Annotated in this window: 26 protein-coding genes; 15 read left to right on the forward strand and 11 right to left on the reverse strand. The window is 63.1% G+C overall.

The window, feature by feature from the left end:
* Positions 1-16: 16 nt before the first annotated feature.
* On the reverse strand, positions 17-1,801 hold the full coding sequence (locus Q0K23_RS03390; protein ID WP_294517870.1) for an ABC transporter ATP-binding protein: 1,785 nt from the start codon (positions 1,799-1,801) through the stop codon (positions 17-19).
* A 317-nt stretch (positions 1,802-2,118) separates the two neighbouring features.
* Between Q0K23_RS03390 and Q0K23_RS03395 the strand changes: the two genes are divergently transcribed.
* Together Q0K23_RS03395 and Q0K23_RS03400 are read left to right on the forward strand one after the other, a co-directional pair.
* The gene (locus tag Q0K23_RS03395; RefSeq protein ID WP_294517871.1) at positions 2,119-4,245 is read left to right on the forward strand and encodes a bifunctional UDP-sugar hydrolase/5'-nucleotidase; all 2,127 of its coding nucleotides are present in this window, start codon (positions 2,119-2,121) and stop codon (positions 4,243-4,245) included.
* A gap of 176 nt (positions 4,246-4,421) precedes the next feature.
* Positions 4,422-5,354, forward strand: coding sequence for an AEC family transporter (locus Q0K23_RS03400; RefSeq protein ID WP_294517873.1), 933 nt, complete (start codon positions 4,422-4,424; stop codon positions 5,352-5,354).
* A 47-nt stretch (positions 5,355-5,401) separates the two neighbouring features.
* Here Q0K23_RS03400 and Q0K23_RS03405 read toward each other — a convergent pair whose 3' ends face one another.
* Complete coding sequence (locus Q0K23_RS03405) at positions 5,402-5,743, reverse strand: branched-chain amino acid transporter permease (RefSeq protein ID WP_294517875.1); 342 nt, start codon at positions 5,741-5,743, stop codon at positions 5,402-5,404.
* A complete protein-coding gene (locus tag Q0K23_RS03410) occupies positions 5,740-6,453 on the reverse strand; it encodes an AzlC family ABC transporter permease (protein WP_294517877.1) in 714 nt (237 codons plus the stop codon). Before Q0K23_RS03410 ends, Q0K23_RS03405 begins: the two co-directional genes overlap by 4 nt.
* A 365-nt stretch (positions 6,454-6,818) precedes the next feature.
* On the opposite strand from Q0K23_RS03410, the gene Q0K23_RS03415 reads away from it, so the two are divergent.
* The 5 genes from Q0K23_RS03415 (at position 6,819) to Q0K23_RS03435 (ending at position 12,100) form a co-directional block, all read left to right on the forward strand.
* Complete coding sequence (locus Q0K23_RS03415; RefSeq protein WP_294517880.1) at positions 6,819-7,709, forward strand: diacylglycerol kinase family protein; 891 nt, start codon at positions 6,819-6,821, stop codon at positions 7,707-7,709.
* A 389-nt stretch (positions 7,710-8,098) separates the two neighbouring features.
* The gene (locus Q0K23_RS03420; RefSeq protein WP_294517882.1) at positions 8,099-9,391 is read left to right on the forward strand and encodes a cytosine permease; all 1,293 of its coding nucleotides are present in this window, start codon (positions 8,099-8,101) and stop codon (positions 9,389-9,391) included.
* 40 nt (positions 9,392-9,431) lie between these two features.
* Positions 9,432-10,028 (forward strand): cysteine hydrolase family protein, encoded by a 597-nt coding sequence (locus tag Q0K23_RS03425; protein ID WP_294517884.1) that lies wholly within the window; start codon positions 9,432-9,434, stop codon positions 10,026-10,028.
* 54 nt (positions 10,029-10,082) lie between these two features.
* Positions 10,083-11,048, forward strand: coding sequence for an isochorismatase family protein (locus tag Q0K23_RS03430; protein WP_294517886.1), 966 nt, complete (start codon positions 10,083-10,085; stop codon positions 11,046-11,048).
* Positions 11,045-12,100: an alcohol dehydrogenase gene (locus Q0K23_RS03435; protein WP_294517890.1), complete on the forward strand. Its 1,056-nt coding sequence runs from the start codon at positions 11,045-11,047 to the stop codon at positions 12,098-12,100. The genes Q0K23_RS03430 and Q0K23_RS03435 overlap by 4 nt, the downstream gene beginning before the upstream one ends.
* A 186-nt stretch (positions 12,101-12,286) precedes the next feature.
* Here Q0K23_RS03435 and spoIIP read toward each other — a convergent pair whose 3' ends face one another.
* Positions 12,287-13,507, reverse strand: a complete 1,221-nt coding sequence (gene spoIIP / locus Q0K23_RS03440) for a stage II sporulation protein P (protein ID WP_294517892.1) — start codon at positions 13,505-13,507, stop codon at positions 12,287-12,289.
* A gap of 173 nt (positions 13,508-13,680) precedes the next feature.
* On the opposite strand from spoIIP, the gene Q0K23_RS03445 reads away from it, so the two are divergent.
* Both Q0K23_RS03445 and Q0K23_RS03450 read left to right on the forward strand, forming a co-directional pair.
* Entirely contained in the window at positions 13,681-14,163 is a 483-nt protein-coding gene (locus Q0K23_RS03445) for a MarR family winged helix-turn-helix transcriptional regulator (protein WP_294517894.1), read from the forward strand.
* Positions 14,164-14,222: 59 nt separating this feature from the next.
* Positions 14,223-15,065: a DegV family protein gene (locus tag Q0K23_RS03450; RefSeq protein ID WP_294517896.1), complete on the forward strand. Its 843-nt coding sequence runs from the start codon at positions 14,223-14,225 to the stop codon at positions 15,063-15,065.
* A gap of 105 nt (positions 15,066-15,170) precedes the next feature.
* On the opposite strand, the gene Q0K23_RS03455 is transcribed toward Q0K23_RS03450, so the two are convergent.
* Complete coding sequence (locus Q0K23_RS03455; protein ID WP_294517898.1) at positions 15,171-15,416, reverse strand: hypothetical protein; 246 nt, start codon at positions 15,414-15,416, stop codon at positions 15,171-15,173.
* Between the two features lie 218 nt (positions 15,417-15,634).
* The gene (locus tag Q0K23_RS03460) at positions 15,635-15,877 is read right to left on the reverse strand and encodes a hypothetical protein (protein WP_294517900.1); all 243 of its coding nucleotides are present in this window, start codon (positions 15,875-15,877) and stop codon (positions 15,635-15,637) included.
* 272 nt (positions 15,878-16,149) lie between these two features.
* Here Q0K23_RS03460 and Q0K23_RS03465 point away from each other — a divergent pair, with 272 nt between their 5' ends.
* The 5 genes from Q0K23_RS03465 to Q0K23_RS03485 all read left to right on the forward strand — a co-directional run bounded on the left by Q0K23_RS03465 (position 16,150) and on the right by Q0K23_RS03485 (position 20,666).
* A complete protein-coding gene (locus Q0K23_RS03465) occupies positions 16,150-17,064 on the forward strand; it encodes a DUF2156 domain-containing protein (RefSeq protein ID WP_294517903.1) in 915 nt (304 codons plus the stop codon).
* A gap of 58 nt (positions 17,065-17,122) precedes the next feature.
* Positions 17,123-18,001, forward strand: a complete 879-nt coding sequence (locus tag Q0K23_RS03470; RefSeq protein WP_294517905.1) for a GNAT family N-acetyltransferase — start codon at positions 17,123-17,125, stop codon at positions 17,999-18,001.
* 281 nt (positions 18,002-18,282) lie between these two features.
* On the forward strand, positions 18,283-19,152 hold the full coding sequence (locus Q0K23_RS03475; RefSeq protein WP_294517908.1) for a transporter substrate-binding domain-containing protein: 870 nt from the start codon (positions 18,283-18,285) through the stop codon (positions 19,150-19,152).
* A 70-nt stretch (positions 19,153-19,222) separates the two neighbouring features.
* Positions 19,223-19,957, forward strand: coding sequence for an amino acid ABC transporter permease (locus Q0K23_RS03480; RefSeq protein ID WP_294517911.1), 735 nt, complete (start codon positions 19,223-19,225; stop codon positions 19,955-19,957).
* On the forward strand, positions 19,944-20,666 hold the full coding sequence (locus Q0K23_RS03485; RefSeq protein ID WP_294517914.1) for an amino acid ABC transporter ATP-binding protein: 723 nt from the start codon (positions 19,944-19,946) through the stop codon (positions 20,664-20,666). Before Q0K23_RS03480 ends, Q0K23_RS03485 begins: the two co-directional genes overlap by 14 nt.
* 57 nt (positions 20,667-20,723) lie before the next feature.
* Here the strand turns inward: Q0K23_RS03485 and Q0K23_RS03490 are convergent, their stop codons facing one another.
* The 3 genes from Q0K23_RS03490 to Q0K23_RS03500 form a co-directional block, all read right to left on the reverse strand.
* Positions 20,724-21,539 carry a YitT family protein gene (locus Q0K23_RS03490; protein ID WP_294517916.1) on the reverse strand — a complete coding sequence of 272 codons (816 nt, stop codon included), beginning with the start codon at positions 21,537-21,539 and terminating at the stop codon, positions 20,724-20,726.
* A gap of 298 nt (positions 21,540-21,837) precedes the next feature.
* Complete coding sequence (locus Q0K23_RS03495; RefSeq protein WP_294517917.1) at positions 21,838-23,493, reverse strand: DAK2 domain-containing protein; 1,656 nt, start codon at positions 23,491-23,493, stop codon at positions 21,838-21,840.
* Positions 23,494-23,536: 43 nt separating this feature from the next.
* Positions 23,537-23,887, reverse strand: coding sequence for an Asp23/Gls24 family envelope stress response protein (locus tag Q0K23_RS03500; RefSeq protein WP_294517919.1), 351 nt, complete (start codon positions 23,885-23,887; stop codon positions 23,537-23,539).
* A gap of 180 nt (positions 23,888-24,067) precedes the next feature.
* On the opposite strand from Q0K23_RS03500, the gene Q0K23_RS03505 reads away from it, so the two are divergent.
* Positions 24,068-24,262, forward strand: a complete 195-nt coding sequence (locus tag Q0K23_RS03505) for a hypothetical protein (protein WP_294517920.1) — start codon at positions 24,068-24,070, stop codon at positions 24,260-24,262.
* Positions 24,263-24,312: 50 nt separating this feature from the next.
* Here the strand turns inward: Q0K23_RS03505 and Q0K23_RS03510 are convergent, their stop codons facing one another.
* Positions 24,313-25,125, reverse strand: a complete 813-nt coding sequence (locus tag Q0K23_RS03510; RefSeq protein ID WP_294517921.1) for a TIGR03915 family putative DNA repair protein — start codon at positions 25,123-25,125, stop codon at positions 24,313-24,315.
* Positions 25,125-26,390, reverse strand: a complete 1,266-nt coding sequence (locus tag Q0K23_RS03515) for a putative DNA modification/repair radical SAM protein (protein ID WP_294517922.1) — start codon at positions 26,388-26,390, stop codon at positions 25,125-25,127. The genes Q0K23_RS03510 and Q0K23_RS03515 overlap by 1 nt, the downstream gene beginning before the upstream one ends.
* Positions 26,391-26,637: the final 247 nt, after the last annotated feature.

Here is a 26,637-nt window from a genome sequence, read left to right on the forward strand (position 1 = left end):
CTCCGTGGTGGAAAAGTCAGGCTGTCTGTCCGCCCCTCTGGGCGTTCCACAGCCGGGCGTACTCCCCGCCGGCCGCCAGGAGCTCCTGGTGGGTCCCCTCCTCCTTGATGCCCGCGCCGTCGATGACGATGATGCGGGAGGCGGAGCGGATGGTGGACAGCCGGTGGGCGATGATCAGGGTGGTGCGTCCCTCCGCCAGGGCGTCAAAGGCGGACTGGATGTGGTCCTCGGTGACCGAGTCCAGGGCGGAGGTGGCCTCGTCCAGGATGAGAATGGGCGGGTTTTTCAGGAAGATGCGGGCGATGGACACCCGCTGTTTCTGGCCGCCGGACAGCATGACGCCCCGCTCGCCCACCTGAGTCTGGAAGCCGTCGGGCATGTCCATGATGTCGTCGTAGATCTCCGCTAGCTTGGCCGCCGCCACGATCTCGGCGTTGGTGGCGTCGGGGCGGCCGTAGCGGATGTTGTCGTAGATGGTGCCCGCGAAGAGGAACACGTCCTGCTGGACGATGCCGATGTGCTCCCGCAGGGAGTGCTGCTTCAGGGTGCGCACGTCGTGGCCGTCCACCAGGATGCGGCCCTCGGTCACGTCGTAGAACCGGGGGATGAGCTGGCACAGGGTGGACTTGCCGCCGCCGGAGGGGCCCACCACCGCCACCGTCTCGCCGGGATGGACGTGGAGGTTCACATGGGAGAGCACGTCCTCGGCGGAGGACTCATACCGGAAGGTCACGTCGTCCACCAGAATGTCCCCCTTCACGTCGGTCAGGTCGGCGGCGTCGGGGGCGTCCTGGATCTCGGGCTCCACGTCCATCAGCTCCACGAACCGCTTGAAGCCCGCCATGCCCTGCATGAACTGCTCCACAAAGGCGGACAGCTTGCGGATGGGGGTGATGAAGGTGGTGACGTAGAGGGAGAAGGCGGTCAGGTCGGCCAGGTCCATCTTTCCCTGCATGATGAGCATGCCGCCGAAGGCGATCACCAGCACGCTCATCATGCCCATGGCCAGCTCCAGGCCGGACTGGTAGGTGGCCATGGCCTTGTAGTAGCCCCGCTTGGCGTTGCGGAACTGGTCGTTGGCGGCGGCGAACTTGGCGCTCTCGGCGTCCTCGTTGGCAAAGGCCTTGGCGGTGCGCATGCCGGAGATGGAGGACTCCACCTCCCCGTTGATGCCCGCCAGCTTGGCCTTCACCTCGGTGGAGCAGCGCATCATCCGCTTGCGCTGGAAGATGGTGAACAGGGCGAACAGGGGCACCACCGCGAACACAATCAGGGCCAGCTCCCACCGGATGGTGAGCATGATGATGAAGGCGCCCGCCAGGGTGACCACGGAGATGAACAGGTCCTCGGGGCCGTGGTGGGCCAGCTCGGTGATCTCAAAGAGGTCGCCGGTGACCCGGCTCATGAGCTGGCCGGTGCGGTTCTTGTCGTAGAAGGAGAAAGACAGGTCCTGCATGTGGCCGAACAGGTCCTGGCGGATGTCCGCCTCCATCCGCACGCCCAGCAGGTGGCCCCAGTAGGTGACGATGTAGTAGAACACGCCCTTGAGTACATAGGCCGCCGCCAGCACGGCCATGACGGTGAAGAAGGTGGCGAACAGCTTCTGGGGCAGCAGGTCCTTCATGGCCAGCCGGGAGAAGTAGGGGAAGGCCAGGTCCACGATACAGATGAGCAGGGCACACACCATGTCCAGGGCAAAGAGCTTCCAGTGCGGCCGGTAGTAAGAGGCAAAGATGCGGAGATATCCCCGCCTGCCTTTACGCTTGGAGGTCAACGCAATTCTTCCTTTCTTTTCTTTCATTACAGGGGTAGTATAGCCACTCCCCGCTCCCCTTGTCAACGACATTGGGGGATAAACAGCGGTCAAAGGGGAGAAATCCGGCGGAAAAGCCCCCCTATCCTTCTGATTTTTGAAAGCCTGTCCGGTATTTGGCAGGGTGCGGCCCCCGGGCCGTCCGGCAGTCCCCGGGCGGCGCGCCCGGCGGGCCCAACCGCCAGCCGCAAAATTGCATATAAATCCTCACCTGTCTATTGCGTGCTTTGTATAAAACATCTACAATGTAGTTGGGACAGATCTCAGGATCTGAAATTACACAACGGACAGAAGGAGCGATGAACATGAAACAGAGACGAAGCGGCATCCGTACCCTGCTGGCCGGGCTGCTGGCCGCGGCCCTGCTGGTCTCCCTGGTCCCCGCGGCCCTGGCCGCCGGCACCGGCGAGACCCACATCACCATCATCGGTACCTCGGACACCCACGGCAACATCTGGGGCTACTCCTATGAGGATATGAAGGAGAGCACCGGGGACGGTCTGGCCCGGGTGTCCACCTACGTCAGCCAGGTGCGGGCGGAGAACCCCAACACCATTCTGGTGGACGTGGGCGACACCATCCAGGGCACCATCATGACCGACGACCTCTACTCCAAGGACACCGCCAACCACCCTGTCCCGGCGGCCCTGAACTACATGAAGTACGACGCCTGGACCCTGGGCAACCATGAGTTCAACTTCGGTGTGGACAAGCTCAAGTCCATCATCGCCCAGGCGGACATGCCCGTGCTGGCCGCCAACATCAAGAACGCCGACGGCTCCTACCTCACCGGCGCGGGCTACACCATTGTGGACCGGGGCGGCGTGAAGGTGGCCATCATCGGCGTGGACACCCCCAACATCCCCCGCTGGGACGGCACCAAGCAGGGCGTGGACTCCCTGACCTTTGAGCCTCTGGCCGACGCCGTGGCCGCGTGCATCAAGGAGATCGGCAGCAAGGCCGACGTGATCATGGTCTGCGCCCACGCCGGTCTGGAGGCCGAGTACTCCACCGACGGCGCCGACGCCGCCAAGACCATTCTGGCCAAGTGCCCCGAGGTGGACGTGCTCCAGATGGGCCACACCCACACCAGCTACATCAACAACGACACCATCCCCGTGGGCGAGACCAAGAACAACGCCGGCGAGGTGGTCCGCTACGACCTGACCCTCAACGCCGACAAGGAGATCACCTCCGCCACCGTGGAGACCGTGTCCATGAAGGACGTGGCTCCCGACCAGGGCCTGCGCAGCGTGCCCGCCATCAAGACCGCCCAGGAGAAGACCGTGTCCTTCATCCAGGACAACGTGCTGGGCCACGCCGCCGCCGACTTCCAGCCCGTCAACGAGATCAAGGGCATCCCCGCCGGGCGCATCATGGACACCGCCGTCATCGACCTGATCGGCACCGTCCAGCTGGAGAACTCGGGCGCCGACGTGACCGCCGTGGCCCTGTTCAAGGACACCAGCGACCTGAAGAAGGGCGACCTGAACTACGGCAACATGTTCGACATCTACAAGTACCCCAACGTGCTCTACACCGTGAAGGTGACCGGCGCGGAGATGAAGGCCTACATGGAGTGGGCCGCCGAGTGCTGGAACCAGTGGCAACCCGGGGACATCAACATCTCCTTCAACCCCGACAAGGCCGGCTATCTCCACGACCACTTCTGCGGCCTGAACTACGAGGTCAACCTGTCCAAGCCCGCCGGGCAGCGGATCGAGAACGTGACCTTCAAGGGAGCGCCCCTCACCGACGACATGACCCTGACCCTGTGCGTCAACGACTACCGGTACACCGGCCTGAAGAACGAGGGCATCATCTCCGGCGAGAAGGAGTGGGAGTCCTCCTCCTCCGTGCGGGACATGCTGGTGGCCTATCTGGCCCAGCACGATCCCCTGGAGCCCGTGGTGGACAACAACTGGAAGATCACCGGCGTGGACCTGCAGCTGGACAACCCGGAGCGGGCCGCCTACATTGAGAAGATCAACTCCGGCGCGCTGGCCACCCCCTACAACAAGAGCATCAATCTGAACGAGGCCAACAACGTGGTGGTCAACGGCAAGCTGTACTCCGCCGCCGAGCTCCAGGGCTTCTACCGCCTGCGCGATATCGCCACCGCCTTTGCGGGCACCACCGCCGGCTTCAACGTGGAGTGGGTAAAGGGCCAGGTGGTCATCACCACCGGCGCCGCTTACACCACCGCCGCCCTGCCCGCCGTCACCGTCCCCGCCTTTGAGGCCTCCGGCACCATCACCGTCCTGGTGGACGGCAAGCCGGTGGACGTGGCCGCCGAGCTGTACCAGGGCAACTACTACGTCTCCCTGGGCGCCATCAACACCCTGCTGGGCATCCAGGCCACTCAGGCCGACGGCGTGATCACCCTCACCGCCGACAAGGCCGCCGACGCCGGAAACGGCAACGCCGGCTGACATCCGATCGTCTGCCCCATCCGGGCGGGCGGGGAAATCCCCGCCCGCCCGTTTTCTTTTCCGGTCCGCCCTTTGGGGCAGGTCTGGGCCTTGCGTCCGCCGTCGGAGCGGATTATAATAATATAATATCTGCCAAACGCGGAATCATATCATGATTTGGATGTGAGGTCCTTGGAATGTGGGATATTCTCAACAACCTGCTGGTGGTGGCGGGACAGGTGGTCACCCTCTTTCTGCTGATGGGGGTGGGCTTCGTGATGGCCAAGCTGGGCCGTCTCTCCCCCTCCACCCTGGGGCAGCTGTCCAACCTGCTGCTCTATGTGGCCATCCCCTGCGTCATCATCAGCTCCATGCAGATCGACCCTGACCCCGGCCTTCTCCGGAACATCGGCATCATGTTCCTCATCACCGTGGCCTACTACGTGGTGTTCTGCTCTCTGGTGCCCCTGCTCTTCCGCTCCAGCCCGGAGGATACCCGGGTAGTGCTCCGGTTCAGCACCGTGTACGCCAACAACGGCTTTATGGGTATGCCCCTGCTCCAGGCGGTGCTGGGGGAGGGCGCGGTCATCTTCGCCGTGGTGGCCACCGTCACCTTCAACCTCTTCCAGTGGACCCACGGGGTGATCCTGGTGGGCGGGCAGAAGAAGATCTCGGTCCGCCAGGCCCTCATCAACCCGGGCACCATCGGCCTGGCCGTAGGGTTGGTGCTGTTCCTCAGCGGCCTGCGGTTGCCCTCCATGGTGGGCAACGCGGTGGACTTCCTGGGCGACCTGAACACCCCCCTGGCCATGGTGGTCATCGGCGGCCAGATGGCCTCCACCGACCTGGGCCGCACCTTCCGCCGGCCCGACCTGTACGCCTCCTCCATCCTCAAGCTGATCGTTATCCCCCTGATCACCGCCCTGGTGCTCCTGCCCTTCCACCTGCCCGCCCTGGTGTACTGCTCCATGGTCATCCTGGCCGGCACCCCCACCGCTGGCACCAGCGGCATCCTGGCCCAGCAGTACAACCGGGACGTGGGCTCCGCCGCCCAGATGGTCACACTGTCCACCCTGCTGTCGGTCGTCACCCTGCCGGTGGTGGCGGTCATGGCCAACCTGCTCTCCTGAAGACGAAAGGGGCGCTGCCGGACATCCGGCAGCGCCTCTTCTTATTATTACACGAATACCACCTGCACCAGCACCATATAGAGAATGGTGCCGCCGAAGATGGAGAGCAGGTTGTTGTGCTTCCACAGGTGGAGCAGGATCACCGCCGCCACGGCGATGACCTGGGGCAGCCATCCGGCGGGGGTGAACAGGCTGGCGCTGCGCAGGCCCCGCAGGCAGTAGACGATGAGCATGGCGATGATGGCGGGGGGCAGCACCCGGCCCAGGTAGAGCACCAGCTTGGGGGGATTGCCGCCCCGGTCAAAGAGCAGGAAGGGCAGCGCCCGGGTCAGGAAGGTGACCACGGCCATCACCGCGATGGCCAGTACGGCATGTATCACCGGTGTCATACGCCCGCCTCCTCTCCAGCGGCGTTCTGCCCCTTGTCCAGCCTGGGCCGGAGGAGGAGCAGTGCCACCACGATGGCCCCCAGAGCGGGGAGCAGCATCTGCTCCTCCCCCACCAGGATGAGGAAGAGCAGGGTGCAGCCCGCGCCCAGAAAGGCGGGCAGGTGCTCCCTGGCCGCCTTCCACTGGTCCACCGCGATGACCACAAAGAGGGCGGTCATGGCGAAGTCAATGCCGGTGATGTCAATGGACAGCAGGCCGCCCGCCACGCCGCCGATGACCGACCCGGCGATCCAGTACAGGTGGTCCAGAATGGCCACGGCGAAGTAGAAGTCCTTGGGCCGCACGCCCACAGGCACGGACGCCCCCGCCAGCAGGGCATAGGTTTCATCTGTGAGGGAAAAAATCATATAGAACTTCCGCCAGCCCATGCCCCGGAACTTCTCCAGCATGGACAGCCCGTATACCAGGTGCCGGAAGTTGATGAGCAGGGTCATCACCGCCACAGTGCCCAGCCCGGCGGCAGTGGCCAGCAGCTCCACCCCCAGGTACTGGCCCGACCCGGCGTAGATGGTCAGGCTCATGAAAAACGCCCAGATAAAATTGTAGCCCGCCCGCTCCAGCATCAGCCCGAAGGCGATGCCGATGGAGAGATAGCCCATCAGCACCGGCAGGGTAACGGGAAAGGCGGCGGAGAGCGCCTTGCGGTTCATGGGAACTCCTCCTCTGTTTACTTGCACACAATAGATTGTTAAAGCAATAGTTTAGTACTTTTTCAGGAAAAAGGCAAGCAGAGGTTTACAATTTTTCCGTCCTGGGCAAAGTCTGATTGCATTTCCCATAGGATACGGTATAATAGGACCATTCACTCTCCGGGCGGAGGCTCCGGCCTGAACAGGGGATCTCAGCCCCTGCCGGCAGTCGGAACGCCGCTCCATCCGCCCGGTGTTTTTCTCACAGATGCAGATCCTTGCCATCATGCGGCGGCCCCCACGGACCGCCGCAGCTTTTACTATCTTTTCGCTCCCCCTCCCCACAGCCCGGAGGGTCCGCCCAGTCTTATCTGTTCGGAGGAATTATGAAGAAACTGCTCTTTATCTACAACCCCCACGCCGGAAAGGGCCAGATCCGCGCCAAGCTGGCCGACGTGCTGGACATCTTCACCAAGGCCGGATGGCTGGTGACCGTCCGCCCCACCCAGGGCAAGGCGGACGCCACCTACACCGCCGCATGGCTGGGGGGCGAGTTTGACCGGCTGGTCTGCTGCGGCGGCGACGGCACCCTCCACGAGGTGGTGACCGGCCTGATGGAGGTCAGCCACCGACCTGAGCTGGGGTACATCCCCGCCGGCACCACCAACGACTACTCCCGCAACCTGAAGCTGCCCAAGGGCTACGAGGCCATGGCGGCAGCGGCGGCGGAGGGCGTGCCCCGCCCGGTGGACATCGGCCGGTTCAACGACCGGTATTTCGTCTATGTGGCCGCCTTCGGCGCCTTCACCGATGTGGCCTACGACACCCCCCAGCAGGTGAAGAACATGTTCGGCCACCTGGCCTACGTGCTGGAGGGCATTTCCCGGCTGGGCAATCTGAAGGGCTACCAGGCCCGGGTGGAGTACGACGGCGGCGTGCTGGAGGAGGAGTTCATCTTCGGCATGGTGAGCAACACCGTCTCCGTGGGGGGCATGCTGGGCCTGCCCGCCGACTCGGTGGCCCTGGACGACGGGCTGCTGGAGGTGGTGCTGGTGCGCACCCCCCGGAACCCCATGGAGCTCCAGGGGGCCATCACCGCCCTGATGAAGCAGACCACCGACGAGGCCGCCGGGGTGATGGGCTTCCACACCTCCCGGCTGAAGATCACCTGCGCCGAGGAGACCCCCTGGACTCTGGACGGGGAGTACGGCGGCGCCCCCCAGGTGGCCGAGATCCAGGCCTGCCGCCACGCGGTGACCATTGTCTACGGCGCCTGAGGTTCCCCTCTCTCCGCAGGATCTCCGTCCCGTTTCGCCCTCCCGGGCGAGGCGGGGCGGTTTTGTCTTTTGACGCGCCCTATTTGTGAAAAAACCGTCAGATCAGGTCCTCTTTTCCTGTTTCCCACACTTCCTTCTCACTTTTATGTTAAAAATGCTGCAAATCAAAAAGTTTTTTCTCCGTTTTAAATTTATTTTATACAAAAATTTCTTGACATTCCCCTAAGAGGATGGTTTATAGTTTGAGTTGGACGGAGGGCTGCTCCGCTGGCCCGGCTGGAAAAATTCAGCCCGGTTCCCGGCCAGGTTGTGTGTCATGGCGGGTGGCGGAGGACGGCGGAACGCGCCTCGGTTCAGTCTATTTTATAATCAGAAAGGGATGTGTTTGTGTGAAAAAGGAAGACACCGCAGCGAAAACCCCCGAGACCACCGCGGCTGACAGCAGCGATGAGTACAGCAACGCGCGCGTTCCCAAATCGGCCCGGAGGTCGGCCCTGAGCCTGCTGACCGTCTCCCTGGGCTATGTGTTCGTGGTCACCAGCATGCAGGCCGGCGGCAGCATGGGCGTGGGCCTGACGTTTACCGACACCGTCACCGCCACGCTGCTGAGCAGCGTAATTCTTGCGGTGCTGGCCTGCGCCATGGGCGTTATCTCGGCCAAGACCGGCATGAGCACCGGCCTGCTGAGCAAGTATTCCTTCGGCAAGGCGGGCACCTACGTCCCTGTGGCCATTGTGGTGGTCACCACTATCGGCTGGTTCTCCATTGACGCCTACCTCATCGGCCAGACCACCAATACCCTCTTCCCCATAGTCCCCATCATTCCCGTGGCCATCCTGGGCGGCATCGGCATGACCTTTACCGCCATGCGGGGTATGAAGTGGATGACCTGGCTGAGCAACATTGCCGTGCCCCTCATCATTATCTTCGGCATCATCTCTATGGTCATTGCAGTCAACGACGCCGGCGGCATTGTCGGCATGAACAGCATTGTCCCTGCCAAGCCCATTGATTACAGCTACGCCGTGGGCCTGGGCGTGGGCTCCTACGCGGTGGGCGCCGTCATGTTCACTCCCGACATCATGCGCTTCTCCAAGAGCATCCGCTCCGCCATTATCGTCATGATTATTACCCTGATGCTGGGCAACACCTTTATGCTCCTCTCCGGCGCCATCGGCTCCGTGGTCACCGGCACCCCCGACGTGGCCATCATGCTGTCCATGCAGGGCCTGCTGGCCCCCGCCTTCCTGGTGCTGGTGCTCAACATCTGGTCCACTGCCCAGGGCTGCGTCTACTCCGGCTCCATGACCCTCAACAGCGTGGTGCCCAAGGCCAAGCGCACCTGGCTGGTCATCGGCTTCGGCGTCATCGGCATTATCTTCGCCATCATCGGCTTCTACAACTACTTCGGCTCCTATATCGATTTTCTGTCCGCCACCGTGCCCCCGCTGGGCGGCATCTTCTTTGCCGACTTCCTGGTGACCTATAAGCAGGACTACCCCGACCCCGACAAGGCGGAACTGCCCACTGTCAATATCGCCGGCTTTATCGCCTGGATTCTGGGCTTTATCGTCACCCGCATCCCCTTCGGCATGCCCGTGGTCAACGGTATCATCGTGGCCTTTGTGGTCAAGGCGGTGCTGGGCGCCATCATGGGCAGCGGGGTGAAGACTCGCGCTTAATTTCACCTCAACCACACGCGAAAGGAAGGATTTTAAATTTATGAAAGGCTTTGCAGAACATTTTGTGGACGACGGCTCCAACTACGAACTGACCGACCCCGCCCTGCTCATTGTGGACATGGTCAACGACTTCTGCAAGGAGGGCGGCGCCATGGTGCTGCCCGAGGGCATGGAGACGGTGGAGCCCACCCAGCGGCTCATCGCCGCCTTCCGGGCCAAGAAGCTGCCCATCATCTTCATCAACGACTGGCACCGGGCGGGCAAGTACGACAAGGAGTTCGACAAGCGCGCCCCCCACTGCATCGAGGGCACCTGGGGCGGCAAGGTCATCGACGAGCTGGCCCCCCAGCCCGAGGACTACCAGATCCCCAAGCGCCGCTTCAGCGGCTTCTACCAGACCGACCTGGACCTGGTGCTCCGGGAGCTGGGCCGCAAGACCGTGGTGGTCACCGGCGTGGTCACCAACATCTGCGTCCGCTCCACCTGCCACGACGCCTTCTTCCGGGGCTATCAGGTGGTGGTGCCCAGAGACTGCGTCCGGGCCACCGGACCCCGGGAGCAGGAGTCCTCCCTGTGGGACATTGAGACCCACTTCGGCGCCGTCACCGACAGCAACACCATTCTTGACCGGCTGTAACCCACTCTGCCGCCGCCAGGCGGCCATTCCGGACGGCAGAGGAGGGGGACGCGAATGCTGACCGTCAAGGCAGCGGCCGACGAGACCGGCCTCACCGTCAAGGGAATTCGTTTCTATGAGAAAATCGGTCTGATCCGGCCGGCGGAGCGTTCGCCGGCCGGATACCGGCTTTATTCGGAGGAGGACGTGGCCCGCCTCCACCAGATCCACTTCTACCGGGAGCAGAAGTTCTCTCTGGAGGACATCGACGCCATGCTCAACGACCCGGATGTGGACCTGCGCAGCTATCTCAAGCGCCAGCTCTTTGACGTGGAGGACCAGATCCGGGAGCTGGAGCGGGTGCGGGACACCCTGGACCGGGTGCTGCGGGAGAACGACTGCCGGGGCGCTATCGGCGACAAGGTGCGGGACGCGGAGCACCGCAGCCGGTACGCCATCGTGAGCACGGACATGCAGAACGAATTTCTGGACGGCGGGTCCATGTCCTGCCGCCGCATCTGCAACATCATAGAGCCCCTGAAGGCCATGCTGGAGCGGGCCAGGGCCATGGGCATCCCGGTCATCTACATCCGGGACTCCCACCACCGCAACGACCCCGAGCTGGAGATCTGGCCCGACCACTGCCTGGAGGGCACCTGGGGCGCCCAGATCATCGACCAGCTGGCCCCTGCCCAGGGGGATTATGTGCTGAAAAAGAACTACTTCAACGCCTTTATCGGCACCAAACTCCAGGCCACCCTGAAAAAGCTGGGCACCGAGGCCATCATCTTCACCGGCTGGCGGACCCACGTCTGCGTGGCCCAGACCGCCATCGAGGCCTTCCAGCGGGGCTACCGCATCCTGGTGGCGGAGGACTGCGTGGACTCCACCACCCAGGTGGAGCACGAGTTCGGCCTGAACCTGCTCCAGGTCAACTACTGCGCCGAGGTGCTGCCCTGGCAGACCATTCTGGATCTGATCGCCCAAAATACAGCGCCCGGAGAGATGTCCGGCCAACAGGAGAGGAGTGAGGCGACGTGAGCGGGACCATGATGGCCGTGGTGTACCACGGCAAGGGGGACCTCCGCTTTGAGGAGCGGCCCGTCCCCACCCTGCTGGACCCCCGGGACGCCATCGTCAGGGTGGGCATGTCCAGCATCTGTACCAGCGACTTCCACATCCGCAACGGCGTCGTCCCCCGGGCCAGGGAGGGCGTGATCCTGGGCCACGAGTTTGCCGGCGAGGTGGTGGCCGTGGGCGACGCAGTCAAAAAAATCAGGCCCGGCCAGCGGGTGGCCGCCAACGTGGAGACCTTCTGCGGTGCGTGCTGGTTCTGCAAGCGGGGCTTTGTGAACAACTGCGTGGAGGGCGGCTGGGAGCTGGGCTGCCGCATCGACGGCTGCCAGACCGAGTACGTCCGGGTGCCCTTTGCCGACAACGGCCTGACCGTCATCCCCGACAGCCTGGCCTATGAGGACGTGATCATGCTCTCCTGCATCCTGCCCAGCGGCTATTTCGGCGCTGAGCTGGCCGAGATCAGGCCGGGCGACACCGTGGTGGTGCTGGGCGCCGGACCGGTGGGCTGCACCGCCATGATGAGCGCCCGGCTCTTCGGCCCCGCCTGTATCGTGGCGGTGGACCCCATTGGGGAGCGGCTGGACTTTGCCAGGAAAAACGGCTGGTGCGACGTGGCGGTCAATCCCAGCACAGAGGACCTGGCGGCCGTGGTAAAGGGCCTCACCGGCGGGCGGGGCGCCGACGCGGTCATCGAGGCGGCGGGCGGGAAGGATACCTTCCAGACCGCCTGGCAGGTGGCCCGGCCCAACGGCGTGGTGGCCCTGGTGGCCATGTACGAGGAGGCCCAGAGCCTGCCCCTCCACCTGATGTACGGCAAGAACCTGACCTTCAAGACCGGCGGTGTGGACGCCTGCCACAACGATGTGCTGATGAAGCTCATTGAGGGGGGAAAGCTCAACTGCCGCCCCCTCATCACCCATACCATGCCACTCAACGACATCATGCACGGGTATGACATCTTTGAGCACCACCTGGACGGCTGCGTCAAGGTGGCCATTACCCCATACCGGCGCTGACACGCAGAACGCCGCAGGGCCGGGACAGCCGCGGCAGAGGGGCATTTCGTCCCCTTCCGCCGCCGGCCCAGCTCCGGCCTGCCGGACTACCGGGCAGCGCTTGCGGCACTTTCTGAATATCAGACGCAAAAAGCCCGGAGGATCTCAGCGGTCCTCCGGGCTTTCTCCAATCCCCCCTTTCCGGATCTACTCCGTCTCCTCCAGCTCCAGCAGCACCTGCCCTGCCGCCCGGGCAAACAGCCGGGCGCCCCGGATGGCCTCCTGGAGGGTGTTGCCGTGGGCCCCCACCTCCACCAGCAGGGAGCCGTTGGTCAGCGCCTGGTTGTACACCGAGCTGCTGCGCATGGTGATGGGCCGGGCCAGGGTGGGGTAGAGGGTGTTCATACTCTTCTGAATTTTCATCGCCAGCGTCAGATTCTCCATCCAGCGGGGGTAGTCGCCCCCCTCCGGGCTGCCCATGACCAGCATGACCTGGGCGGTGTCCTGGCCGTCCACGGTGGTGAGGGGCTTGTAGACCGTGCCGTCCTCCCCGATGAGGGCGTCCCGGTGGACGTCCAGCACGATCTTGATGGACGGATACTGCTCCAGGTACGCCTCCACCCCCGCCCCGGAGCGGGAATAGGCCCCGCTATACTGGGGGTAGTCGTAGGGGGTCTCGTCGTGGACCACGGACAGCCCCATCTCCTCAAAGACCTCCTTCATCTCCTCCCCGATGCGCACCATGTTCTGGGTGTTGTCCAGGGTGCGGCTGTTGTCGGTCTGGACGTAGACGTCCGTGCCGTCGGGGGTGTACGCCTCAGTGGCGTGGGTGTGCATGATGAGGATCTGGGGCTCCGACGGGTCCCCCAGGGTGATGTTCACCGGCGCGGCCGCCAGGGCGGCGGCGTCGATGTCCAGGCCGGTGGGATTGTAGATGTACACCCCGTCGGCCTGGGTATACCCGCTGCCCGAGGAGGGCACCAGGGTGCGGGGGACGATGTCGTCCGGCGCGGTGGTGACCGCGGGCAGATTGGCCGGGTCCTCCGGGTCCTCGGCCTCCGGGGTGGGGGAGGGCTCTGCCGGGTCCTCCTGCTCCGTCTGCTCCGCCCCCTCATAGGCGTCCCCGGCCAGCTGCCGGGCCACCGCCTCCCCGTTGCTCCGCAGCAGAACCGACTGGCCCACCACCAGCCGGCCCCACTGGTCCAGGGTATCAAAAGGGCCCCCGGCTCCCTCCACCTCTCCCAGCTCCGCCCGCAGCAGGGCGGACACCAGGCTGCCGTCCTCTCCCATGGCCTTGAAGGCCTCGGCCGCCGCTCCCGCCCCCGCCGCCGTCAGCAGCGCCCATACCGCCGCCGTCACCATCAGCAGCGCCGCGCTCCGCCGGAGCACCCGGCCCCACTGAATCCCGCTGTGCCTGTCCCTTTTCATCCGTATCCCATCCCTTCCTGGGGGAATTTTATGCGGCAGGCGGCCGGGCTATGACGGTTACTTAGTTTGATTTTCAAAACACGCTTGACTTTCATACATTCCGCTCTATATAATGGCTATTGAGCAGTAATAGCGGCCTGATTCTACACATTTTTAAAAAGGAGGCGACTGCCGTGGACCAGCACCGTGAGGAGCTCAACCGCTTTCTGGTTGAGGTGTTTCACGATATTCTCAAAACCGAGGAGCTGGCCCTCTCCAGTTCAAAGAAGGAGCTGTCCCTCCGGGAGCTCCATCTGATCGAAGAGGTCTGCCGCGCGGAGGACCAGGGGTTGGACAACCGGGCCACCGCCATTGCCGCGGCCCAGCGGGTGACCGCGGGCACACTGACCACGGCGGTGTCTCTGCTGGAGCGGAAGGGCTATCTGATCCGCTGCCGGGATGAGCACGACAAGCGGGTAGTGCGCATTCTCCCCACCGAGAAGGCCCGCCAGGCCAACCGCGCCCATGAGCGCTTCCACGAGGAGATGGTGGAAAATCTCCTCAGCTTCCTCACCCAGGAGGAGGCCCAGGTCTTTGTCCGGGCGCTGGGGCGGGTGTCCCTGTTTTTCCGGGAGAAGATGTTCTCCGCCTGCGCCGAGGCCGAGGCAGAGGCGTAAGGCCGTTTTTCTCAGATGTACATTGCAATGCTGCCAAAATGCAGCAGGAGGTATTTGAAATGATCCGTATTATCACCGACAGCACCAGCGATCTCTCCCCCCAGCGCCGGGAGGCCATAGGGGTGGATGTGATCCCTCTCTCGGTCCAGTTTGGCCAGGAGATCTTCCGGGACGGCGTGGACATCACCAACGCGGAGTTCTACGACCGGCTGTCCAAGGCGGAGGCCCTGCCCACCACCTCCCAGATCAACCCGGAGGTCTTTGCCGACCTGTTCCGGAAGTACCTGGACCAGGGGGACGAGATCGTGGGTATTTTCATCTCCGGGGCCATGTCGGGCACCTGCCAGAGTGCCCTCATCGCCCGGGACATGGTGGACGGTGAGGACCGTATCCACATCGTGGACTCCCGCACCGTCACCTTTGCCCTGGGCCTGCTGGTGGAGGTAGCCGCCACCCTGCGGGATCAGGGGCTGTCCGCCGGGGAGATCGCCGCCCGGCTGGAAGCTCTGACGGGCCGGGTCCGCCTGCTGGCCGTGGTGAACACCCTGAAGTATCTGAAGATGGGCGGACGCATCTCCACGGCCACCGCTGTGGTGGGCGGCCTGCTGGGCATCTCGCCCATCATCACCATTGAGAACGGCCTGGTGGAGGGCATCGGCAAGGCCCGGGGCCGGAAGGCCGCCTTCCAGTGGATCGCCAAGCGGATGGAGAAGGAGGCCCCCGACCTGTCCCTGCCTGTGGGCTTCGGCCACTCCAACGCCCCAGAGGCCATGGCCGAGTGCCAGGCCTTCTTCGCCGACGCCATCGCCGGCGCCACCGTCTTTACCAGCGACATCGGAAGCGTCGTGGGCACCCACGCCGGCCCCGGCGCCACCGGCATCGTCTATTTCCGCGCAGAGTAACAGCAAAGGGTCCCAGGCTTGCATCCTGGGACCCTTTGCATATAAAAGGCGGCGCACCGCTTCCGCAGTACGCCGCACTTTGATTTTTTTATTGCGAGAAGGCGCTTATACCTTCTGGGCCGCCAGTTTCGCTCTGCTCGCCAGCTCCAGGCGGCGAATCACATACACAGAGTCGGTGACGACCTTGACCGGCTTGGAGAAGTCCAGCACAAACAGACCGATAAAGGACCCCGCGTCAATGCGCACAGAGCCGTCCTCGGACTCAAAAAACACCGGCTCTTCCACTGCCTGGGCCAGCTTCTGCACCTCGGCAATCTCGTTGAAGGAATCGAACTTTGCTTCAAAAACCATTTAAGGTCACCTCCTTTAGGCATCCTCAGTATACCATTGGAGGCTTGTCTGAATCAATGGTCGCTTTCCACAATCTTCAGTGCAGGTTAAGCGCTGCATTACGTCTTATTATCCGGTATTTTTTCAGTTAAGAAACATCTTGTTCTCTATTTCAGGCTTTGTCTTTCATTAATCTGGAAGTAAGCCTCAGAATTGCAGCATTTTAGCTCGTCCTTAAATCAGAAAGACGCGCACTTGGCCTCCTCGTCCAGATAGTCCAGCTGGGAGAGCAGCTCCTGGGATTCGGTCACGATGCAGACGGGGCGGGAGTAGTCCAGCGCAAAGAGGCCGATGAGGGACTTGGCGTCAGCCAGCACGTCTCCATCTGTTTCCCGGAGCATGACCTCCTCGGGGACGGAACAGGCCATGCGGCGCAGGCAGCGGAGCTCCTCTGCACTGCGGAACTTTCGGACAACTGTCATATACGCTCCCTCCTTTGCCCCATCATAGCACACTTTTCTCTCCCTGTGAAGCAGAGTTATTTTCTTCACATTCTTTTCTTTTTTGCCTCTGTATCGCGTGAAAAAGTTCACAATTCTTTTGCCCGCGCCAACGCCGCCTGTCGGAATCCGGCGGTAAAAAAATACGCTCCGGTACACAAATTCATTGTTTCCTACTAGGAAATGTGGTACAATAAAATGTAAGTGTCGGGAAAGCCGGCACATAATCTTTAGCATTGGAGCGCACATATTCTATGATAGACTTCCAAATACCCCAACTGGCCGACAAGGGCTGGATGGACCAGCTGCTCAGCCGTTCCGACTACCGGGGCTGCGAATATAATTTTACCAATCTCTACACCTGGAAGGATGCCTACCACCACCAGGTGGCCCGGCTGGATGACTTCCTCCTGGTGCATCTGTGCGGCGGCCTGGGGTGCAGCTACCTCTACCCCGCCGGCAGCGGGGACCGGGCCGCGGTGATCGACGCCCTGCGGGCCGACGCAGAGGAGCGTGGCCAGCCTCTGCGGCTGGTGTGCCTCACCAAGGAGCAGACCGAGGAACTGGAGACTCTGTTCCCCGGCCGGTTCCAGTTCGAGGCCGACCGGGACGGCTGGGATTACCTCTATGACATCGACCGCCTGGCCGACCTGAGCGGCAAAAAGCTCCACGGAAAGCGCAACCACATCAACCGCTTCCTGGAGAACAACCCCTCCTGGGTCTACGAGCCCATCACCCCGGACAGTCTGGCCGAGTGTCTGGAGATGGATAAGGAGTGGTACCGGCGGAGCATGATCCGGGAGGGCGCCGCCGAGGAGCGGGACCTGGGCGACGAGGGCCGGGCCCTCCGGCTGGCCATGGAACACTACCACGCGCTGGGTCTGGAGGGCGGACTCATCCGGGTGTACGGCGAGGTGGTGGCCTTCACCATGGGCGACATGCTCTCCTCCGACACCTACGACGTCCACTTCGAGAAGGCCTACGGAGAGCTTCAGGGCGCCTATACCATGATCAACCGGGAGTTCTCCCGCTGGGTGCGGGAGCACCACCCCAACGTCCGCTACCTGAACCGGGAGGACGACATGGGCGTGGAGGGCCTGCGGAAGGCCAAGGAGTCCTACTACCCCGACCTGATGGTGGAGAAGTACAGCGCGGTCTGGCAGGCATAACGGCACAAAGCACCCCCCTGAAACGGGCGTGCATTCAATCAGAAAGATGGGTGATACTATGGTAGAGATCCGTCCCTCCAGAGCGGAGGAGCTGAAGGAGCAGAAGGCCCTGTGGAAGGTGGCCTTTGGCGATGACGAGGCGTATATCGACCTCTTTTACAAGACCTGCGCCAAGCCGGAAGACATCATGATCCTGACCGAGGACGGGGTCCTGTGCAGCATGCTGGCCCTGATGCCCCTGGAGCTGTCCCTGCCCAACGGGGAGACGCTGACCTCGGCCTATGTGTACGCCCTGGCCACCGACCCCAACGCCCGCAAGCAGGGGTATGGCCGTGCTCTGCTCCAGTACGTGGAGCTGTACCTGCGGGAGCGGAATGTGGACTGCATCACCGTGGTGCCCGCCGAGGCCAGCCTGTTCAAGTTCTTTGAGACTGTGGGCTTCGGCGAGTGCTTCTCCACCCGGAAGCTGGAGCTGCTGGAGAGCATGGTGCCCCCCTCTCCGGCGGGGAGCAGTCTGGAGGAGATGGACGCCGCCGCCTACGGGGCCCTGCGGGAGCGGCTGCTCTCCGGGGTCTTCCACGCCCGCTACGGCGAGAAGCTGCTGGCCTTCCAGGAGGGCGCCTCCCGGCTCAGCGGCGCCGGGCTCTACCGGGTGGTCATCGACGGCCGGGAGGGCTGCGCCGCCGCCGAGTACACCAGCGACAGCAGCCTTGCCATCAAGGAACTGCTCATCCCGCCCACCCTGATGGAGGGAGGCTTATCCTTAATAAAGGAGAAACTCCAGGCCGACCGGTACTTTATCCGCACCCCCGCCCTGTGGGACGGGTTGCCTGGAAGCTACATCCAGCCCTTTGCCATGGTCAAGTGGCTGCGGGAGGACCTGCGTCAGACCTGGGGCGAGGAGCGCTCGGGCTACTTCGGCCTGGGCTTTGACTGAGCCTTACAGGCGCGGCGCCGCAGATGCGGCGCCGCGCTTTTTTGTACTTGACCGCCTGCAAAGCCCCCCTTCTCTCTGTCAAAGCCCCATTCGGACGCATCTGGCGCTCGATTTTGGCTCTGGCCGGCGGTCTGAATGGTCAATATGTCTTATATTGAATATTCATTCAGTCTCATTTGAATGCAACCCACAAAAATTCAAAAAATACTTGCTTTATCCCTGCATGGGGTGTATAATCCAGTCAATCAAAAATCCCGAAGGATTTTAAGGAGAGAATGAATATGAAAACCTGGAAGAAGATTCTTGCGTTTGCCCTTGCCGCCAGCATGAGCCTTTCCCTGCTCGCCGGCTGCGGCACCGCCCCCACCGGCGGCGACACCAGTTCCCCCGCCCCCTCCGGCAGCACCGCTCCCTCCGAGAGCGCCCAGCCCTCCGGCGAGCAGACCGCTTCCTTCACCACCGTGGAGGAGGGCAAGCTTCACATGTCCACCAACGCCACCTTCCCCCCCTACGAGATGACCACCGATGACGGCAGCTTTGAGGGCATCGACGTGGAGGTGGCCCAGGCCATCGCCGAGAAGCTGGGCCTGGAGCTGGTTGTGGACGACATGGGCTTTGACGCCGCCCTCACCGCCGTACAGACCGGCCAGAGCGACATTGCCATGGCGGGCATCACCGTCACCGACGAGCGTGAGGAGGTCATGGACTTCTCCGAGAGCTATGCCACCGGCGTGCAGGTGGTCATCGTCAAGGAGGACTCCCCCATCCAGACCATCGATGATCTGGCCAACGCCGACATGATCGGCTGCCAAGCCGCCACCACCGGTTATATCTACGCCTCCGACACCCCCGAGAACGGCGGCTACGGCGAGGACCACGTCACCGCCTATGACAGCGGCGCCCTGGCCGTCATGGCCCTGGTCAACGACCAGATCGACGCGGTCATCATCGACAACGAGCCCGCCAAGGCTTTTGTGGAGCAGTACGAGGGCCTGAAGATCCTGGAGACTCCCTGGGTGGAGGAAGAGTACGCCATCGGCGTGGCCAAGGGCAACACCGCCCTGCTGGACGCCATCAACTCCGCCATGGACGAGCTGAAGGCTGATGGCACCTTCCAGGCCATCGTGGACAAGTACATCACCGCCGAGTAAAGAAATTCCGAAAAAGGGCGGCCTCTCCAGGCCGCCCTTTTTTCCCGTAGTAAGAACAAGGAGGGATTTTGTGTTTCAAGATCTGACCAATTGGGTCATTGAGCTGGGTCCCCGGCTCCACGCGGCTTTTGTGGAGGGCGACCGCTGGCAGCTCTACCTTCAGGGCCTGCTCACCACGCTGGAGCTGACAGTGGTGGCCCTGATCGTGGGCGTGGTGCTGGGCGTGGTGGTGGCCGTGATCCGCACTGCCCACGACCAGCAGCGCCCCGGACGGCGGAAGAACGTCTTCCTGGGCTTTCTCAACGTGATCTGCAAGATCTACACCACCGTCATCCGCGGCACCCCCATGCTGGTCCAGATCCTCATCTGGGGCTTTGTCATCTTTGCATCCAGCCGCAACAAGTTCATGGTGGGCGTGGTGGCCCTGGGCATCAACTCGGGCGCCTACGTGGCGGAGATCGTTCGCGGCGGCCTGATGGGCGTGGACGTGGGCCAGAGCGAGGCGGGCCGGTCCCTGGGCCTGGGCTACCTGGACACCATGCGTTTTATCGTCATCCCCCAGGCCTTCAAGAACATCCTGCCCGCTCTGGGCAACGAGTTCATCACCCTGTTCAAGGATACCTCCCTGGTCAACACCATCGGCCTGGCCGAGCTGACCTACCGGGCGTCCCGTATCGCAGGCCGGACCCTCGACTATATGCCCCCCTACATCGGCATCGCCATCATGTATCTGGTGGTGGTCATCATTCTCACCTGGCTCCAGGGCAAGCTGGAAAGGAGGCTGCGTCAAAGTGATCGACGTTAAAAATCTGTCCAAGTCCTTTGGCGACCACCTGGTCCTGGACAACATCACCGAGCACATCGAGCAGGGGGAGAAAGTGGTTATCATCGGGCCTTCCGGCTCGGGCAAGTCCACCTTCCTCCGCTGCCTGAACCTGCTGGAGACCCCCACCAGCGGCACCATCACCTTTGAGGGCACGGAGATCACCTCCCCCAAGACCAACATCGACCTGATGCGCCGTCAGATGGGCATGGTGTTCCAGCACTTCAACCTGTTCCCCAACATGACCATTCGGAAGAACATCACCCTGGCCCCGGTGCGCACCAAGCTGATGGGCCAGGCCGAGGCCGACGACATCGCCACTACGCTTCTCAAGCGGGTGGGCCTGTCGGAAAAGGCGGACGCCTATCCCGCCCAGCTCTCCGGCGGCCAGAAGCAGCGCATCGCCATTGTGCGGGCCCTGGCCATGAAGCCCAAGGTGATGCTCTTCGACGAGCCCACCTCCGCCCTGGACCCCGAGATGGTGGGCGAGGTGCTGGACGTGATGAAGGAGCTGGCCGACGAGGGCATGACCATGGTGGTGGTCACCCACGAGATGGGCTTTGCCCGTGAGGTGGGCAGCCGGGTGCTGTTCATGGACGGCGGCCACATCCTGGAGCAGAACGAGCCCCACGCCTTTTTCGCCCATCCCAAAGAGCAGCGCACCATCGACTTCCTGTCCAAGGTGCTGTAAAAGAGCAAAAAATCGTCCCGCAGGAGAGACAGCCTCTTCTGCGGGACTTTTTTATGCTTATTTGTGGTTCAGGTTGCACTCGGCGCCGGCGGGACAGGCGGGCCACAGGCCGGCCGCCTTCCGCATGGGCTCCAGGGCCAGGCGGTTGAACAGGGCCACGCACCGGCCGATGGCCACCATGGCCACCAGGGTGCCCACGCCGATGCCCACCACGTGGCCGGCAGCCAGCAGGCACAGGGACACCGACACAATGACGCAGGCCACATCCACCGTGTTCTTGCCCAGGCCCAGGCCCTTGCCCATGGCCACACCGGCCGCGCGGGCCATGCCGTCGGGCGGGCTGGTCACCAGGTCCATGGCCACGATCATGGCCGCTCCCACGCCGGTGCACACCACGGAGCCAGCCAGCAGGACGATCTTCTGCCACAGGGCGGGGGTGTCCAGCCCCAGCGGCACCGCCAGGCGGTCAAAGGCGCCGGTGAAGAAGTTGAGCATAAAGCTGAACACCAGGGAGAAGGGGATCTCCAGCAGGTCCAGCTTGCGGGTGCGCCTGCCCTGAAGGATGAACTGCACGGTCATAAAGACCATGTACACCCCCATGGTGGCCACGCCGAAGTCGATGTTCCAGATCTCCGAGATGGCGTAGGCAGGGGAGATGATGGGGGACACGCCCAGCTGGGCCCGGGTACTCAGGGTATTGCCTACGGCCAGGATCAGAACGCCCAGCAGGTAGATCCCCATCCGCCGGGCCATGGCGCCGGTGAGGACGGCGCTTCTCCGCCTTACACCGGCGTCAGCACTGACCAGGACCTCCGCCTCCAGCTGGGGCGCGCTGCAAACTTCAGCGGATTCCGCCATCACGTAACTTCCCATGTTCAACGCCTCTCCTTCGTTAAAAATAATGGGGCAGATCCCGCACGGCGGGTGAATGTTGATACCGTTTTATTCTTATCTGTCCTTGCTTTAAGTATAACTGTCTCTCCAGAGAAGTCAATAGTTTTGAAATAAGTTTATTTTTTAACCGTATATTGCGAAAAATAAGACAATATAGGTCAAAAAAGTAACATACACGATAGATATTTCACAAACGAAAAAGCCAGGCCGGAGCACCGGCCGGAATGCAAAAAAGGGGCGGCCTGACGGCCGCCCCTTTGGCGCTGTATCTGGAATCTTATTCGGCGGAGATCATGTAGTAGTACACGGGCTGACCGCCGGCCAGGAGGGTGATTTCCGCCTTGGGGCAGGCCTCCTGGAAAATGGCCAGCGCCTTCTGGGCGTCGGCCTCCTGGACGTCCTCGCCGTAGAACACGGTGATGAACTCGGCGTCCTGCTGGGGCTGGGCCTCAGCCAGGCGGCGGAGCAGGGCATAGATGTCCTGATCGGTGCCGAAGAGCTGGTGCTCGGCCAGGGCCAGATAGTCGCCCTGCTTGATGGCAAAGCCGTCAAAGTCGGAGTCCCGGGCGGCATAGGTGATCTCAGAGGTGCTCACCCGCTTGAGGGCCTCGGACATGGCCTCGGTGTTCTCCTCCACGGAGCTGTCCGGGTCAAAGGCCAGCATGGCGGAGATGCCCTGGGGCACGGTCTTGCTGGGCAGAACCACCACCTGCTTGCCCTCCACCAGGCGGATGCACTGCTCCGCGGCCATGATGATGTTCTTGTTGTTGGGCAGGACAAAGACCACCTCGGCGGGGGTCTTGTCGATCTCACGCATGATGTCCTCGGTGGAGGGGTTCATGGTCTGGCCGCCGCTGATGATGCCGTCGGCGCCCAGGTCACGGAACACCGCCGACACGCCCTCGCCGGCGCACACGGCCACAAAGCCGTAGGGCTTCTCCGGCGCGGCCACCTTGTGCTCCTCCTGGGCGGGGGCGGCCTGGGCGGCCTCCTCCAGGATCTCGCTGTGCTGGTTGCGCATGTTCTCGATCTTCACGGTCTGGAGGGCGCCGTAGGTCAGGGCCTCCTCCAGCACCTTGCCGGGGTGGTTGGTGTGGACGTGGACCTTGATGATGTCGTCGTCCTCCACCAGCACCAGGGAGTCGCCCAGGGCGTTGAGGAAGCCCCGGAGGGCCTCCGGGTCCTTCTTCTTGTTGTCCCGGGCGCAGATGAACTCGGTGCAGTAGCCGAACTTGATCTCCTCGGCGGAGAAGCTCTCAAAGTCGGCCCGGTCCTTGGGGGCGGCGGGGGCGTTCTCATCGCCGCTCTCGGGCATGGGCTCGCCACGCAGCTCGTCCAGCATGCCCTGGAGGATCACCAGGAAGCCCTTGCCGCCGGCGTCCACCACGCCGGCCTTCTTGAGCACCGGGTTCTGGTTGATGGTGTTGTCCAGGGCGATGTGGCCCTCCTCGATGGCGGCCTGGAGGACGCCCTCCACGCTGTTGTTCTCCCGGGCGGTGGCGGCGGCCTGAGCGGCGGCCAGGCGGGAGACGGTGAGGATGGTGCCCTCGGCGGGCTTCATGACCGCCTTGTAGGCGGCGGCCACGCCCCAGTCCAGGGCCACGGCCAGGTCCCGGCCGTCGATGGTCTCCTTGTCCTTCACGGCCTTGGAGAATCCCCGGAACAGCAGGGACAGAATCACGCCGGAGTTGCCCCGGGCGCCCCGCAGCAGGGCGGAGGCGTTCATGGCGGCGGCCTCGCCCACGGTGGCGGCGGCCTTCTTCTTCATCTCCGCCGCGGCGGTGGAGATGGTCAGGGACATATTGGTGCCGGTGTCGCCATCAGGCACAGGGAAAACGTTGAGCTCGTTGATCTCCTGTTTGCGTGAATTGATGGAGGCCGCGGCGTGGATCACCATCCGCTGAAACGACGCCCCGTCAATGGTATCTCTCATGTCGATGTTCCTTTCTGTCATACATGTCCGGCGGAGCGGGTGCTCAGCCGATCACCATGGAATCAATGTAGACGTCCACGTTGCGGACCTCCACGCCGGTGGTGCGGCTGACCACGTACTTGACCTCGCTCATGATGGAGCGGGACACAGCCGTCAGGTTGACGCCGTTGTCCACGATGATATGGAGCTCGATGGAGACAGTGGAGTCGTCGTGATAGCGGACCTTGACGCCCTTGGCCATAGATTCTCTGCGCAGCAGATGGACCAGCCCGTCGGTGGTGGAGCGCACGGCCATGCCCTTGACGCCGTAGCAATTGGTGGCGGCGGCGCCGGTGATGTTGCTGAACACATCGCTGCTGATGCGTATCTCGCCCTTCTCGGTCTGCAGCTTCATGGGGATCCTTCCTTTCTATGGGGAATGACTGCCGTGAGGCAGCTGGTTTCTTCTCATTCGTTCCTATATTTTATTCTATTTCTGTCCAAAATACAAGGGAAAAAGTTTGTACAGGTCATTGTAATTTGGCCAAAAAACGTGTACACTATTACCATCATTTCATAACAGGAGGCGACAGACATGAGAAAGGTCGTCCAATTCGTGCTGAAACTGGTGGCTGTGTGCATGGTAGTGGCCGCCGCTGCCTGCTGCGTCATCGCCTATTGGGACAAGATTTCCGCGTTTTTGGGCTGTGCCCGGGACAAAATCGCCGAAAAGAGGGCCTGCTGCTGCCACTCTGAGTACGACGACTACGCCGACTGGGACGAGGAGTAACATGTAAAAACCGGGGACCGGAGCGGGCTGCTCCGGTCCCCGGTTTTGTGTTATGGGCCGCCCGCTCCGCTGGACAGGGCGGCTGAGTTCTCCGGCTGGTCGGTCTGGAACTCCGTCATGCAGCCCCAGTACCGCTTGGGCATGTGGGTCATGCGGCAGCGGGGGTTGTACCGGCCCTCAATGGCCACCGTGTCGTAAAACCGCCGCCACAGAGCCCGCCAGTCCCGCTCGCTCCTGTCCGGCCCGGCCACCCGGAAGTCCGCCAGGGGCACGATGGCCCACTGCCCCGGCCGGTAGAACAGGGCCTCCCGGTGGGTGCGGTCGTAGATGACGAAGGCCTCCGACGGATACCGGGCGCAGAAGTGGGGCCGCAGCAGGGGCAGCACCCGGTTCTCGGGCTCGATCTCCGCCGTCAGCACCCCGCTCTGGTCGGAGAAGCGGACAAAGCCCTTGAAAAGATGGGCCTCCCCGGTCAGATAGCGCACCGCCCGGTCCAGGGTAAAGACCCGCTGGTCGGTCAGGTCGTGGAGCACCGACGGCCCCCGCTGGAACCCCAGAGCCAGAAAGTCGTACAGGCTCTGTTCCCGGTCGGGCAGGGCGGTGAGAAAGCCGTATGTCACCAGCCGGGCCCCCTGGGGGGACAGGCGGCGGGGCAGGGAGAGCCGCACCCGCCGGGCGTGGTCCGGGTGGGTGTCCACCGGCCGCTCGGGGTAGAGGGAGAGCTGGGCCTGGCCGGGGGCGGAGAAGGCCGCCGCCCGCTCGTGGTGGACGTAGCTCTCGTAGACGCAGGTGAGGAAGCCGTCAAAGGTGCCGTCGTAGGTGTAGGCCACCTGGGGCCAGCCCGTCATGTCGTAGTTTCCCATTATCCCGTCTCCTCAAACAGGCTCAGCTGCTCGGGGGCCTCCCGGGAGAGCATAGGCCGCTCCAGGGCCACCAGGTGGCGGAGGATGCCGTCCTCCTTCACCCGCAGGCCCTCCGCCGTTTTCCCCGAGCAGGTGAGAAAGTACTGGGCCCGCTTGAGCACCACCCCCAGCTTCTTGAGCCCCTGGAAGGTGAGGGCCCCCCACCGCCGGGCGGAGAGGATCCGCCGGGCCGAGGTGACGCCGATGCCGGGCACCCGCAGCAGGGCCTCGTAGTCGGCGGTGTTCACCTCCACGGGGAAAAAGGCCGGGTGGGCCAGGGCCCAGGAGCACTTGGGGTCCACCAGGGGGTTGAAATTAGGGTGGGCCTCGTCCAGCAGCTCGCCGGCCTCAAAGTGGTAAAACCGCAGCAGCCAGTCCGCCTGGTAAAGCCGGTGCTCCCGCAGCAGGGGCGGCTTGAAGCCCTGGGGCGCGGGGAGGAGCTTGCTGTCCGACACCGGCATATAGGCGGAGAAGAACACCCGCTTGAGCCGGTATTTCTTGTACAGCCCCTCGGTGAGTCTCAGAATTTGAAAATCTGTCTCCGGCGTGGCCCCCACGATCATCTGGGTGGACTGTCCCGCCGGGGCGAATCTGGGCGCATTCCGGTACACTGCCAGCTCCCCCTTGGAGGCGGCGATGCCGTCCCGGATCTGGGCCATGGGGGTGAGGATGGAGGCCTTGGCCTTGTCGGGGGCCAGCAGGCCCAGGGACTGCTCCGAGGGCAGCTCGATGTTCACCGAGAGCCGGTCGGCCAGCAGGCCCAGCCGGTGGGTGAGCAGGGGGTCGGCCCCCGGGATGGCCTTGGCGTGGATGTATCCGCCGAAGGCGTACTCCTCCCGCAGCAGCCGCAGGGTCTCGATCATCAGCTCGGTGGTCCTGTCCGGGCTGCCCCACACGGCGGAGGACAAAAACAGGCCCTCAATATAGTTGCGCCGGTAAAAGCCCATGGTCAGCTCACACAGCTCCCGGGGCGTGAAGGCCGCCCGGCTCACGTCGTTGGAGCGGCGGTTGACGCAGTACTGGCAATCGTAGATACAGCGGTTGGTGAGCAGCACCTTCAGCAGGGAGATGCACCGCCCGTCGGCGGAGAAGGAGTGGCAGCATCCGGCGGCCATGGTGGAGCCCATGGCGCCGGGCCGGCCCGCCCGGTCCAGCCCGCTGGAGGTGCAGGCGGCGTCATATTTGGCCGCATCGGTGAGTATGGTCAGCTTGTCCATCAGCTCCATGGCACAGCCCTCCAAAGTGTAAGAACGTTTGTACGAATATTATGACATTAGAACAGATGTTTGTCAAGCGCGGAAGCGGAATTACCCAGAAAAAGGAAACTGTTCCCGGCCTTCCTGTTGATTCTGCTATAAATTTCACAAAGCAGGCACGTTTTTTGCCGGAAACAAAGGCATTGTGGTGAAAATGGGAAAAGAGCGCAAGAAAAGTGAACAAATCTTGTCTAAACTGCTTGCGAATCCTGCCGAG

Origin of the sequence: uncultured Pseudoflavonifractor sp. (genome assembly GCF_944387275.1) — a bacterium.
Taxonomy (GTDB): Bacteria; Bacillota; Clostridia; order Oscillospirales; family Oscillospiraceae; genus Pseudoflavonifractor; species Pseudoflavonifractor intestinihominis.